The organism is Sphingobium sp. (assembly GCA_023266575.1).
Classification (GTDB): domain Bacteria; phylum Pseudomonadota; class Alphaproteobacteria; order Sphingomonadales; family Sphingomonadaceae; genus Sphingobium.
The window spans coordinates 42,016-53,883 of record JAHFPV010000008.1; the positions used below are offsets into that span (position 1 = coordinate 42,016).

Annotated in this window: 14 protein-coding genes; 11 read left to right on the forward strand and 3 right to left on the reverse strand. The window is 62.6% G+C overall.

The window, feature by feature from the left end; genetic code table 11:
• Positions 1-51: 51 nt before the first annotated feature.
• Positions 52-534: a helix-turn-helix domain-containing protein gene (locus tag Q0D44_RS09575; protein WP_217673695.1), complete on the reverse strand. Its 483-nt coding sequence runs from the start codon at positions 532-534 to the stop codon at positions 52-54.
• A 111-nt stretch (positions 535-645) separates the two neighbouring features.
• Between Q0D44_RS09575 and Q0D44_RS09580 the strand changes: the two genes are divergently transcribed.
• From Q0D44_RS09580 to Q0D44_RS09615, 8 genes are all read left to right on the forward strand, one after another.
• Positions 646-2,751, forward strand: coding sequence for a bifunctional (p)ppGpp synthetase/guanosine-3',5'-bis(diphosphate) 3'-pyrophosphohydrolase (locus tag Q0D44_RS09580; RefSeq protein WP_119747864.1), 2,106 nt, complete (start codon positions 646-648; stop codon positions 2,749-2,751).
• A gap of 405 nt (positions 2,752-3,156) precedes the next feature.
• Positions 3,157-3,672, forward strand: coding sequence for a 50S ribosomal protein L10 (rplJ, locus tag Q0D44_RS09585; protein WP_006956162.1), 516 nt, complete (start codon positions 3,157-3,159; stop codon positions 3,670-3,672).
• A gap of 72 nt (positions 3,673-3,744) precedes the next feature.
• On the forward strand, positions 3,745-4,116 hold the full coding sequence (gene rplL, locus Q0D44_RS09590) for a 50S ribosomal protein L7/L12 (RefSeq protein ID WP_006956160.1): 372 nt from the start codon (positions 3,745-3,747) through the stop codon (positions 4,114-4,116).
• A gap of 335 nt (positions 4,117-4,451) precedes the next feature.
• Positions 4,452-4,772, forward strand: coding sequence for a hypothetical protein (locus Q0D44_RS09595; protein WP_294135856.1), 321 nt, complete (start codon positions 4,452-4,454; stop codon positions 4,770-4,772).
• Between the two features lie 252 nt (positions 4,773-5,024).
• Entirely contained in the window at positions 5,025-5,471 is a 447-nt protein-coding gene (locus tag Q0D44_RS09600) for an HPr kinase/phosphatase C-terminal domain-containing protein (RefSeq protein WP_294135859.1), read from the forward strand.
• Entirely contained in the window at positions 5,468-6,406 is a 939-nt protein-coding gene (gene rapZ / locus Q0D44_RS09605) for an RNase adapter RapZ (protein WP_294135861.1), read from the forward strand. Before Q0D44_RS09600 ends, rapZ begins: the two co-directional genes overlap by 4 nt.
• 22 nt (positions 6,407-6,428) lie before the next feature.
• Positions 6,429-6,833 carry a PTS sugar transporter subunit IIA gene (locus Q0D44_RS09610; RefSeq protein ID WP_119747856.1) on the forward strand — a complete coding sequence of 135 codons (405 nt, stop codon included), beginning with the start codon at positions 6,429-6,431 and terminating at the stop codon, positions 6,831-6,833.
• Positions 6,830-7,102, forward strand: coding sequence for an HPr family phosphocarrier protein (locus Q0D44_RS09615; RefSeq protein WP_294135874.1), 273 nt, complete (start codon positions 6,830-6,832; stop codon positions 7,100-7,102). Before Q0D44_RS09610 ends, Q0D44_RS09615 begins: the two co-directional genes overlap by 4 nt.
• A 188-nt stretch (positions 7,103-7,290) precedes the next feature.
• Here Q0D44_RS09615 and Q0D44_RS09620 read toward each other — a convergent pair whose 3' ends face one another.
• Entirely contained in the window at positions 7,291-8,370 is a 1,080-nt protein-coding gene (locus tag Q0D44_RS09620; RefSeq protein ID WP_294136177.1) for an AI-2E family transporter, read from the reverse strand.
• A 127-nt stretch (positions 8,371-8,497) separates the two neighbouring features.
• On the opposite strand from Q0D44_RS09620, the gene Q0D44_RS09625 reads away from it, so the two are divergent.
• The 3 genes from Q0D44_RS09625 to Q0D44_RS09635 are packed head-to-tail and all read left to right on the forward strand — an operon-like array spanning position 8,498 to position 11,139.
• Positions 8,498-9,295 (forward strand): RNA methyltransferase, encoded by a 798-nt coding sequence (locus Q0D44_RS09625; RefSeq protein WP_294135877.1) that lies wholly within the window; start codon positions 8,498-8,500, stop codon positions 9,293-9,295.
• Between the two features lie 23 nt (positions 9,296-9,318).
• Complete coding sequence (locus tag Q0D44_RS09630) at positions 9,319-10,599, forward strand: MFS transporter (RefSeq protein WP_294135880.1); 1,281 nt, start codon at positions 9,319-9,321, stop codon at positions 10,597-10,599.
• A 48-nt stretch (positions 10,600-10,647) separates the two neighbouring features.
• A complete protein-coding gene (locus Q0D44_RS09635; RefSeq protein ID WP_294135883.1) occupies positions 10,648-11,139 on the forward strand; it encodes a DUF4402 domain-containing protein in 492 nt (163 codons plus the stop codon).
• Between the two features lie 12 nt (positions 11,140-11,151).
• Here Q0D44_RS09635 and Q0D44_RS09640 read toward each other — a convergent pair whose 3' ends face one another.
• Positions 11,152-11,670 (reverse strand): GNAT family N-acetyltransferase, encoded by a 519-nt coding sequence (locus tag Q0D44_RS09640; RefSeq protein ID WP_294136179.1) that lies wholly within the window; start codon positions 11,668-11,670, stop codon positions 11,152-11,154.
• Positions 11,671-11,868: the final 198 nt, after the last annotated feature.

The following is an 11,868-nucleotide window of genomic DNA, read 5'->3' on the forward strand; positions in this document are numbered from 1 at the left end:
TTGAGCCGGCGGGTGAAGCCGCCGCGGCCTATCCCCTGCTGCGCCCGCCCGTCAGGCGGCGGCAGCGGGTTCCTCCGCCATCGGCGTGACTTCATCCGGGCACAGCCAGACCAGATCGCTCAGTTCCAGCACGCGGCCATCATGCGCCTGGATCGTGACCCTGCGGATCGGCAGTCCATCGCGCCGGTCGGCCAGCACCTGGCAGGACACGGTGCCGCAACCCCATTTTTCGCCCCACTGGCGCAGCGCGATCATGACGGGGGCCAGTTCCTGCCCCTTTTCGGTCAGGCGATATTCCACCTTGCGCTTGTCGCACTGCATCGGCTGCCGCAGCATGATGCCATTTTCGACCAGTCGGGAGAGACGGTTCGCCAATATGTTGCGGGCGATGCCCAGCGTCGACTGAAACTCCTCAAAATGGCGGATTCCCGACAGGGCGCCACGCAGGATGAGGAAGGACCAGCGTTCCCCCATCGCCTCCAGCGCCGCGGGAAGCGCACATTGTTCGAGATCCTGGGCCAGATTATGTTTCATGATCATGACTAGATAGCCCAAAGCGGGCGCAGTTGCAAAAGCGCCGTGTATTTAGGGCAAATGGGATTTTTTTGTTGCGCCGCAAGGCACTTCCCACACAATCGGGAAACCATGTTACGCCAGTATGAACTTGTCGAGCGCGTCAAACGCTATGATCCCAATGCGGATGAAGCGATGATAAACCGCGCCTATGTGTTTTCGGTCCAGAAGCATGGCAGCCAGAAGCGCGCCAGCGGCGACCCTTATTTCAGTCATCCGATCGAGGTGGCGGGCATCCTCACCGATTTCGGGCTGGACGACCAGACGATCGTGACCGCGCTGTTGCACGACACGATCGAGGATACGCTGGTCACCTATGAAGAGATAGAGGCCGCGTTCGGACCCGATGTCGCGCGCATGGTCGACGGCGTGACCAAGCTGTCGAAGATCGAGGCCATGTCCGAAAATGAGCGGGCCGCGGAAAATCTCCGTAAATTCCTGCTCGCCATGTCGGACGATATCCGGGTGCTGCTAGTCAAGCTCGCCGACCGGCTGCACAATATGCGGACGCTGCACTTCATCAAAAATCCCGACAAGCGCCGCCGCATCGCCAAGGAGACGATGGATATCTATGCGCCGCTCGCCGAGCGGATCGGCATGTATGATTTCATGCGCGAAATGCAGCTGCTGGCCTTTCGCGAGATCGAGCCGGAAGCCTATGCCAGCATCACCAAGCGGCTGGAGCAGCTGAAGGAGGGCGGCCATGACAAGGTCGACCGGATTGGCGCGGAACTGCAATTGCTGCTGGGCGGATCGAACATCCCCGTCACCGTGTCGGGGCGCGAGAAACATCCTTTCTCGATCTGGAAGAAGATGCAGGAGCGTCATATCAGCTTTGAACAGCTGACCGACGTCATGGCCTTCCGCGTGATTACCGAGACGACGGCGGATTGTTACCGCGCGCTGGGCGTCATCCACCAGACGTTCAAGATGGTGCCGGGCCGGTTCAAGGATTATATCTCCACCCCCAAACGCAACGGCTACCGCTCGCTCCACACCACCGTCATCCATCAGGACAATGCCCGGATCGAGGTGCAGTTGCGCAGTCGCGACATGCACAACGACGCCGAACTGGGGCTGGCGGCGCACTGGGCCTACAAGCAGAAGGGCGATGCGACCGACCAGAATGCCGCCTGGCTGCGCGATCTGGTCGAGATATTGGAGCAGAGTCAGGACGCGGACGAGTTGCTCGAACATACCCGCATGGCCATGTATCAGGACCGCATCTTCGCTTTCTCCCCCAAGGGCGAACTGCACCAGCTGCCCAAGGGATCGACCCCGGTCGATTTCGCCTATGCGGTGCATACCTCGCTCGGCAACCAGACGGTCGGCGCAAAGGTCAACGGCCGGGTCGTGCCGCTCCGCACCAGTCTGGAAAATGGCGATCAGGTCGAAATCCTCAAATCCGCGGGCCAGGAGCCGCAGCCCGGCTGGCTGACCTTCGCCATCACCGGCAAGGCGCGCGCGGCGATCCGCCGCTATATCCGCCAGAAGCAGCGCGGCGAGGAAGTCGCGCTGGGCGAGAAACTTTATGAGGAGATTGTCGGCCGCTTCTCCCATGACCTTGCCAGCGAGCTGGGCGACAAGGCATTGAAAGCCGCGCTCAAGCGGCTGAAGCTGGACGATCGCGCGGCGCTGATGGTGGCGATCGCCACCCATCGCCTGCTCGATTCCGAAGTCATGGAGGCGCTGGTCCCCGGCTCCACCACCGGCACCGGCATGGAGGAAGCCCATCCGCGCCAGCACGCACCCATCTCCATTCGCGGGCTGACGCCGGGCATCGCCTACAGCCTTTCCGATTGCTGCCATCCCGTGCCCGGCGACCGCATCGTCGGCATCCGCCGCACCGGCGGCCCGATCGAGGTCCACACGATCGACTGCCGCACGCTGGAGGCGGGGCAGGATGACGACTGGGTCGACCTGTCCTGGGACAGCAAGTCCAAAGGCGGCACCGCGCGGTTGCAGGTCATCGTCAAGAACCAGCCGGGCGCGCTGGCGGCGGTCACCAACGTGTTCGGCGCGACCAAGGCGAACATCCTCAACCTGCAACTGGTCAACCGCGAAGGCCCGTTCCACACCGACATCATCGACCTGGAAGTCGCCGACGCCCAGCATCTGATGCGCATATTGTCAGCCCTGCGCGCGCTCGACACGGTGGTGCAGGCGGACAGGGTTTAAGGCATCATCCGTTCGGGCTGAGCGAAGTCGAAGCCTTCACCTGAGCGGAGGCGAAGGCACCTCGCTTCGCTCGGCAGAACCCTTCGACTTCGCTCAGGGTGAACGGTGTAAGGAATTTCCGCGTGACATTGCGCCCCTTCCCCGCTAATGGCCCCGCAGCGAACCCCCTGTGGGTTCACCGTCCGAGACAGTTGGTGAGGGGAATGTGCCCCTCTTAATGTCCAGCCTAGACGGGGAAAAGTTCTTTACCGGACAGGTCCTTACGGTCTGTTTCGGGTCTGCCGCCTTCCTTCAAACGGACGAAGGGCCAGTCGATCTCTCCCCTTCGGACTAACATCCCGTGTGCTTGCACGCGGGTTTTTGCCGTTCATCGGGCTTTCCGGTGGACATGAAGTGGAGAATGGCATGGATCGTAATCAGAAATCTGAGGTCGTCACCACGCTGAACGCTACTTTTGCCGACCTGGGTGTTGTCGTGGTCACACGCAACCTGGGCATGACCGTCGCACAGTCGACAGTCCTGCGGCAGAAGATGCGCGAAGCGGGCGCGTCCTACAAGGTTACGAAGAACAAGCTCGCCAAGATCGCGCTGAAGGACACGCAATACGAAACGATCAGCTCCATGCTGACCGGCCCGGTTGCGCTGGCCACCTCGGCCGATCCGGTCGCCGCCGCCAAGGTGGTGATCGATTTCGCCAAGACCAACGACAAGCTTGAGATCGTTGGCGGCGCAATGGGCGGTGTGCTGCTCGATGCAGAGGGCGTCAAGGCGCTCGCATCGATGCCCTCGCTGGACGAACTGCGTGCAAAGATTATCGGCCTCATCCAGGCGCCGGCAACCAAGCTCGCTACCGTCATCCAGACGCCGGCTTCGCAGCTCGCTCGTGTCTTCAACGCCTATGCGGAGAAGGAAGCGGCCTGATCGGTCGCAACCAACTTCCTGTAATCGTTTCAACATATTGCGGGGTTCACCCCGTTTAGAAGGAAAAATATCATGGCAGACATCAACGCACTGGTCGAACAGCTTTCGGCCCTGACCGTCCTCGAAGCCGCCGACCTGTCGAAGGCGCTGGAAGAAAAGTGGGGCGTTAGCGCCGCTGCCGCCGTCGCCGTCGCCGGCCCGGCCGCTGCCGCTGCGCCTGCTGCTGAAGAGCAGACCGAATTCGACGTGATCCTGACCGGCGACGGTGGCAAGAAGATCAACGTCATCAAGGAAGTCCGCGCCATCACCGGCCTGGGCCTGACCGAAGCCAAGACCCTGGTTGAGTCGGCTCCCAAGGCGATCAAGGAAGGCGTGAACAAGGAAGAGGCCGAGAAGGTCAAGAAGCAGCTTGAAGAAGCCGGCGCGACCGTCGAACTCAAGTAATCGGGATGCCCTGCTTTATGTGGGGCTGACTGGCTGGCCTTTGGGCTGGCGGATAATGGGGCGGTGCCGAAAGGTGCCGCCCTTTTTCTGTTTTGCGGGGCGGTCCACACGCCCCGTCATCCCGGACTTGATCCGGGATCCATTCACGCAACGGTCGTGATTCTGAGCAAAGGTAGAGCCAATGGATCCTGACTTTCGTCAGGATGACGGCGTTGGTGATTGGCAGGTGACGACCATTAGTTGCCGGTTACCCTAATTCCTGCGTTCCTTCAAAGCCGACATTGCGTAAAGGCGTGGCTAACTGCTAGAAATCGCATCATAATGGATTGTGCTGGATGAGTGCCAACGTGATTATCGTGAGCAACAAAGTGCAAATCAGGAGATGCGCGCGGCTTTCGCAGGTATTTTTGGCCTATGTGCCAGCAATCATGTTCGCGGCGGCAGTCGTGTCTTTTTTTGCCCAGTCCTACCTCGGATTTTTGTTTTTCTTGGCGGTGCCAGTTTCTCTCGCGGTAGGCTTCATCATTGCCGCCATAGGAGTGGCGCGCCTTCGATGCTGGCATTGCGGCGACCGCTTTCTATCGATCGCTTACCCAGCATGGCCCTTTCAAAGCTCCTGTGCCCACTGCTGCACGTCGATCAATGAACCGGACTGATCGCACATAACGACCATTTGTTTTCCTAAAGCCGCAAGTCCGCTTACCACCCCTCCCCGTCATGCTGACGACCCGAAGGGCAGCGTAGCTAAAGTCAGCATCCAGGGTCGCGCAAACCGCCCTGGATCCCGGCGTGCGCCGGGATGACGGAACAGGCATATGATCGCTCCCCTCCCCGCCCCACACTGGCACGCCACCACCCCAAAAACCCGTTCCCACTTTCCCCCAGTCTGTTCTACAAGCGGAACAGAGATGCCGCGCGCCCTTTCATCCGAGACGCTTCATGCGACCAGCGTGGCCATTGGTGGCCGCGCGGTTTTGCTGTGCGGGGTGAGCGGGATCGGGAAGTCCGATCTGGCGCTGCGGCTGATCGATCGGGGGGCGGTGCTGATCAGCGATGATTATACGCTGGTCAAGCGGGTGGACGGCCAACTGGTCGCCACCGCGCCCGTGACGATCGTCGGCAAGATGGAGGTGCGCGGGCTTGGCATCGTGGCGATGCCCCATGTCGCCGATGTGCCGGTCGCGCTGCTGGTCGATCTGTTCGACAAGGTGGACCGGATGCCGCTGGAGCCGCTGATGCGCACGGTGGCGGGGATGGACGTGCGCGTCGTGAAGATCGCGCCGCTCGAAACCTCCGCGCCGATCAAGGTCGAACTGGCGCTGCGGACGCTGGGTCAGGGATCGGGCACGCCATGACCCAATCCCACCCCAAATCCATCCTCCTCCTGTCCGGCCTGTCCGGCGCGGGCAAGACCACGGCGCTGAAAACGCTGGAAGATATGGGCTGGGAGGTGGTGGACAATCTGCCGCTCGTCCTGCTCGACCGGCTGCTCGACACCCCCCTGCCCGCTGGCCATGCGGGCGCAGACGACCGACCGCTGGCGCTGGGCATCGACGCGCGCACCCGTGGGTTCGACGCCAATGCCATCGTCCAGCGGATCAAGGCGCTGCGCGACAATCATGGTCATGATGTCGAAACCCTGTTCCTCGATTGCTCCGGCACCGAACTGGAGCGCCGCTTTGCCGAGACGCGGCGGCGGCATCCGCTGGCGCTCGATCGCCCGGCAGCCGACGGGATTGCGCGCGAACGCGAACTGACCGAACCGCTGCGCCGCTGGGCGACCCAAGTGATCGACACCACCAATTTCTCAAGCAACGCGCTGCAACAGGCAATCCGCGACCGTTTCTCGCGCGAGCGGCTGTCGGACCCGGTGCTGACCATCCTGTCCTTCGGCTTTTCGCGCGGGATGCCGCGCAACGCCGACCTGATGTTCGACATGCGATTCCTGCGCAACCCGCATTGGGACGAGGCGTTGCGGGCCAAGACGGGGCAGGATGCGGACGTCGCCGCCTATATCATCGCCGATCCGGCCTATGAGGAGGCGGTCGGGAAAATCGAGGAACTGCTCAAAATCGTCCTGCCGCGCTACGCGGAAGCGGGGAAAGCCTATATTACCGTAGCCTTTGGCTGCACCGGGGGACGGCATCGGTCGGTTCATGTGGCCGAACGTGTCGCCAGATACTTGCAAGATGCGGGCTTTTCGCCCACGGTCTCGCACCGCAATATGGAATCGGCGCCACAGGATAGTCTGGAGAAGCGCCCACCGGGAGGCCCGAAAGCAATATCATGAAGCAGGTGGGCCGCAAAAGCACATGATCGGACTCGTACTCGTCACCCATGGGTCGCTTGCGACCGAATTCGTCGTCGCGATGGAACATGTCGTCGGCCCGCAGCAGCAGATCGAAACGATCTGCATCGGGCCCGAGGATGACATGGAATTGCGCCGCGCCGACATCGCGACCGCGGTTGCCCGCGTCAATGACGGCAGCGGTGTCATATTGCTGACCGATCTGTTCGGCGGCACCCCTTCCAATCTGGCGATTTCGCTGCTGAAGGCGGGCGAGATCGAGGTGATCGCGGGCATCAACCTGCCCATGCTGATCCGGCTGGAAAGCGCGCGCAAGGTGATGGACGTGAAAGCCGCCGTCGCCGCCGCGCGGGAGGCGGGACAGAAATATATCAGCGTCGCGTCGGAACTGTTGGGCAGCACCACATGAATGAAGTCAGCCAGGAAGTCCTTATCAGCAACAAGCGCGGCCTCCACGCCCGCGCCAGCGCCAAATTCGTGACCCTGGCGAGCGGCCTGCCCGCCGACATCATCGTAAGTAAGGATGGCAGCGACGTGACCGGCACGTCGATCATGGGCCTGATGATGCTGGGCGCGGCAATGGGAGACAGCATCACCATCAAGGCGACCGGCCCGGAAGCGGTCGATTCGCTGGGCAAGCTGGTCGGCCTGGTCGAGGATAAATTCGGGGAGGAATGACCCCTCTCCCTTCGAGGGTCGGCCAGAGTCACGTGCCTCTGGCCGAGGTTGCGCAGACTTGGCAGCTTGCTGCCTAGTCGAAGCTGGGAGAGGGTGTGCCGTCCTCTCGCAAACACGCGACCCCCGCGCCTAACCTCACTGCGTTCGGCAAGGCTTCATATCCTTCTCCCCGCCGGGTAGAAGGCGCATCAACTCCCCACTTCGCCTTCGCGCCGCATCTGCGTAAAGATATTCCACGTCGCGATGAACAGTGCCGCGATCACCGGGCCGATGACGATGCCGTTAAAGCCGAACATCTCGATCCCCCCCAGCGTCGAAATCAGCACGACATAGTCGGGGATGCGTGTCTCGCGGCCGACCAGTATCGGACGCAGCAGATTGTCGACCGATCCGATGATCAGCGCGCCTGCCGCAACCAGCACGACCCCCTGCCAGATTGCGCCTGTGGCGAACAGATACAGCGCAACCGGCGCCCAAACCAGCGCCGCGCCAATAGCGGGCAATAGCGAGAAAGCGCCCATCAGCACACCCCACAGCAAGGCGCCCTGTATGCCGAGCATCCAGAAGATGACCCCGCCGATAAAACCCTGCACGATGGCAACGACCAGGCTGCCCTTCACGGTAGCACGGATCACCACGACGAAACGGTGGAGCAGCGCCTCGCGCTGATGCGCGCGCAAGGGGGCGGCATCGGCGAAGCGCTGCGACAGCCGCTCCCCGTCACGCAGCAGGAAGAAGGCGAGATAGAGCATGACGCCCAGCGCGACGATGAAGCTGAATGCGCTCTGCCCGATCAGCAGCGCCTGCCCCGCCAGCGTGCGGAAGCTGCTGGTGATGCCCTGCGTCACAGTGACGCGGGCAGCGTCGAAATTGCTGAACCCCATGCGCCGCAACATGCCATGCGCCCAGTCGGGCAAGGCGTTCTGCATCTGCGCGAACATGCGGGCGAAATCGATCTTGCCCGACTGGATCTGCGCGTAGAAATGCGCCGCTTCCTGAATCAGCGCGATCGACAGCAAGATGGCCGGAATGATGACGATGGCGATGATCAGCAGCAACGTCAGCAGCGCCGCGCTATTGCGATGGCCCGGCATCCGCGCCGCGATCCGCTGGTTCACCGGCCAGAACAATACCGCGATGATTACCCCCCACAGCACGGCGGCAAAGAAAGGCTCCAGCACGAACGCAAAGGCGATGCTGACCAGAATGACGAGGCCAAGGAAGAATCCGTCCTCGATGCGGGTGTGGCTGGTATGCGGCGTGGTCATTTCACCCCCGTAAGCAAGATCGGGCGGCAAATCCATGGGGCAGCCCATCGGTTCCAACCCCCCTGTCCTTTTATGTATTCGCCCGGTAGAGAAGCCGCTTCATCCGCCTATCGGGAACAGACGCAACGTGGCACGCGAAATCACCGGATTTTCCAACCCGCTGGTGAAGCGCGTCCGATCTCTGCGTGAAAAGAAATTTCGCAAGGCCGAGGGGCTGTTCCTCGCCGAAGGGCTGCGCATCCTGACCGAAGCGCGCGAGGAAGGAGTGCTGCCCGAAATGCTGTTCCATGCCGGGTCCACCCACCCGCTGGCGATCAACCTGATCGCGGCGATGGAGGCGGCGGGCGGCGATGTGATCGAAACATCCGCCGACATCCTCTCCAAGATCAGCGGCAAGGATAATGCGCAGGCCGTGGTCGGCGTCTATCGCGACCGGCTGACCCCGCTGGAAAAGCTGGACCGCAACACGGCGGACATCTGGATCGTCGCGCAATCGCTGCGCGATCCGGGCAATCTGGGCACGATATTGCGCACCGGCGACGCGGTGGGGGCTGGCGGGCTGATCCTGATCGACGATTGCGTCGATCCCTTCTCGGTCGAATCGGTGCGCGCGTCGATGGGCGCGCTGTTCACCCAGTCGATCACCCAGGCGCGCTGGGGCGAGTTCATGCACTGGCTGCGGCAGGGTCCGGGCGAACTGATCGGCACCAGCCTGAAGGCCACCCATGATTATCAGGAACCGCGCTATGCCAGCCCGTCCTTCCTGCTGGTCGGCAATGAGGCGCAGGGACTGCCGGAATCGTACGAGGCGGAATGCGACCTGCTGGTCAAGATGCCGATGTTGGGCAAGGCCGACAGCCTGAACGCGGCGGTGGCGACCGCAGTGATGGCCTATGAATTGCTGAACCAGAAACGGAGGGCGTGAGGATGGCGGGTGCGGGGGCGCAAATGAGCGGCATCGGCGAAATGTGGCGGCACAAGCGTGTGCTGACCGCCAGCCTGGTCGGCACGGCAGTGGAGTTTTACGACTTCTACATCTACGCGACCGCCGCCAGCCTGATCTTCCCCTCGCTCTTCTTCCCCTCCTCCTCGCCCTCCGCGCAGCTGATGGCTTCCTATGGCAGCCTGGCCCTCGCCTTCTTCGCGCGGCCCGTGGGTGCGGCGGTGTTCGGCCATTATGGCGATCGCGTCGGACGCAAGGCCACGCTGGTCGCGTCGCTGATGCTGATGGGTGGCTGCACCCTGCTGATCGGATTCCTGCCGACCTATGCGATGATCGGTTACTGGGCGCCGCTGATCCTGTGCGTGCTACGCTTTGGCCAGGGTTTCGGGCTGGGCGGCGAATGGGGCGGCGCAGCGCTGCTGGCGGTGGAGAACGCCCCGCCCGGCTGGCGCGCGCGCTTTGGCATGTTCCCGCAACTAGGCGCGCCGGTCGGCTTCATAGCCGCCAACGGCCTGTTCCTGATATTGGGCGCGCTGCTGACCGAAGAGGATTTTCTGGCCTGGGGCTGGCGCCTGCCGTTCCTGGGCAGCGCGGTGCTGGTGATATTGGGGCTGTGGGTTCGCCTGAAACTTACCGAAACCCCCGAATTTGCCGCAGCCCAGAAAGAAACGCCGCCGCCCGCCGTGCCGCTCGCCACCCTGCTATCCTCGCATCTGGGCGCGGCGATCGCCGGCACCTTCGCCTGCGCCGCCTGCTTTGCGGTCTATTATATCGCGACCGCCTTCGCGCTCGGCTACGGCACCACGGCGCTGAAAATCGACCGGGAAATCTTCCTCGCCATCCAGCTGGGCGCGATCCTGTTCATGGCGGCCAGTATCATCTTGGCGGGATGGTGGGCCGATCGCACCAGCCCCACCACCGCGCTTGCCTGGGGCTGTGTCGGCACGGTCGTGATGGGACTTGTCTTTGGTCCGATGATCGGCACCGGCGCGCTGCTGCCGATCTTCGTGGCGCTCAGCCTCGCCCTCTTCATGATGGGCTTCATCTACGGGCCGCTGGGTGCCTATCTGCCCGCCCTCTTCCCGATCCAGCTGCGCTATACCGGCGCATCCTTCGCCTTCAATCTGGGCGGCATCATCGGCGGCGCGCTAGCCCCGATCGTCGCCACCTGGCTGATCGGCGCGCAGGGTGTCGGGCTGGTCGGTCTCTATATGTCGCTGGCGGCGCTCATCAGCCTTGGCGGGCTATGGTGGACCAGCCGCCAGCAAAGCTTACCGGATCGCTGACAAACAGCGTTAATCCCGGCTTTACCATGTTGTGGCAAAGCCGGTCGGATGACGATCCGACGCCTTGCCCTTGCTGCCAGCATGATACTGACATTGGCCACCGCGCCGATGGCAAAGGCTGCGCCAGCGACCGGCGGGTCCAGCGCGACCATATTGGGCGGCCTGCGCGTCACCAAGACCAGCGATCTCAATTTCGGGCAATTGGCGGTGCCTGCCCAGCCGGGCGTCGTGCGGGTGCGCGCCGACAATAGCCGTACGTGCAGCAGCGGGCTGGTCTGCATGGGCAGCGCCAGCGCGGCCTCCTTCACCATCTCCGGGCGGCCGAATGAGCGGGTAGAGATTGATCTCGACCGGTCGTCAGTGGACCTGACCAATGCAGCCGGCAACCGGATAGCGGCCAGCCTCAGCCGGTCCCATTCCTTTATCCGTCTGAACGGGGGCGAAGCGGTGTTCCAGATTTTCGGCACGTTGCAGGTCCGCGCCAATCAGGCGGTTGGCACCTATCGCGGCAGTTTCAACGTGCTCGTGCAATATCACTGAGGCCGCCGTCGGTCAGTCCATCGCCTTGCGCATCAGGATCATGGGCACACCGCTATCTTCAAACGGGCGCACATCGACAAAGCCGAAGCTGCGGTAGAGCGGCGCGCCCGCCAGCGTCGCGGACAATTCCAGCGCGGCAAAGCCCTCCGCTCGCGCCGCGGCCTGACAGAGCGACAGGACGAGCGTGCCCACGCCTTTGCGGACATGGTCGGGGTGGGTGTACATCGCCCGGACCTTCGCGGCCTCCGTCGCCGGATCGAGCAGCCGGTCATCACGCCCGGCGCTGTGATTGCCGCCATAGGCAGTCGCCCGCCGGCTCCAGCCGCCACAGCCCGCGATTGCATCGCCCTCTTCCACCACGAAATAGGTGCCATCGGCGATCAGGCGGCTGTCCAGCCCCATAAAGGCATGGCTGGCCCGCACCTGATCGGGCGTCAGGAAGGGTGATTGCAACCGGTCGATCGCCTGCTGCATCAACGCGGCGAGCGTGAGTTCGTCAGCCGGGGTGGCGAGGCGGTGGGTCAGCGGCATATTTTTCTGCTGCATAATTCCCTCGCCTTTTCAATCCCGACCCAGTCTCGTCCGGCAATGCTTCAGCAAAAATCGAAGAATCTGTTACATTTATGTAACAGTTAAAAAAGATGCCGCGCAAATGTGAAACGACATGGCGGATCGAACCACATCGCCCGTTTTACACTCTAGCAACAAAACCAAGTGTCAGGGGATGGA

Coding starts and splice junctions, on each gene's coding strand:
- Q0D44_RS09580 (WP_119747864.1), top strand. CDS start 646: ATGTTACGCCAGTATGAACTTGTCGAGCGCGTCAAACGCTATGATCCC.
- Q0D44_RS09640 (WP_294136179.1), bottom strand. CDS start 11,670: ATGCCGCTGACCCACCGCCTCGCCACCCCGGCTGACGAACTCACGCTC.
- Q0D44_RS09610 (WP_119747856.1), top strand. CDS start 6,429: ATGATCGGACTCGTACTCGTCACCCATGGGTCGCTTGCGACCGAATTC.
- Q0D44_RS09630 (WP_294135880.1), top strand. CDS start 9,319: ATGAGCGGCATCGGCGAAATGTGGCGGCACAAGCGTGTGCTGACCGCC.
- Q0D44_RS09575 (WP_217673695.1), bottom strand. CDS start 534: ATGAAACATAATCTGGCCCAGGATCTCGAACAATGTGCGCTTCCCGCG.
- Q0D44_RS09595 (WP_294135856.1), top strand. CDS start 4,452: ATGAGTGCCAACGTGATTATCGTGAGCAACAAAGTGCAAATCAGGAGA.
- rapZ (WP_294135861.1), top strand. CDS start 5,468: ATGACCCAATCCCACCCCAAATCCATCCTCCTCCTGTCCGGCCTGTCC.
- Q0D44_RS09615 (WP_294135874.1), top strand. CDS start 6,830: ATGAATGAAGTCAGCCAGGAAGTCCTTATCAGCAACAAGCGCGGCCTC.
- Q0D44_RS09635 (WP_294135883.1), top strand. CDS start 10,648: ATGACGATCCGACGCCTTGCCCTTGCTGCCAGCATGATACTGACATTG.
- rplL (WP_006956160.1), top strand. CDS start 3,745: ATGGCAGACATCAACGCACTGGTCGAACAGCTTTCGGCCCTGACCGTC.
- Q0D44_RS09600 (WP_294135859.1), top strand. CDS start 5,025: ATGCCGCGCGCCCTTTCATCCGAGACGCTTCATGCGACCAGCGTGGCC.
- Q0D44_RS09620 (WP_294136177.1), bottom strand. CDS start 8,370: ATGACCACGCCGCATACCAGCCACACCCGCATCGAGGACGGATTCTTC.
- rplJ (WP_006956162.1), top strand. CDS start 3,157: ATGGATCGTAATCAGAAATCTGAGGTCGTCACCACGCTGAACGCTACT.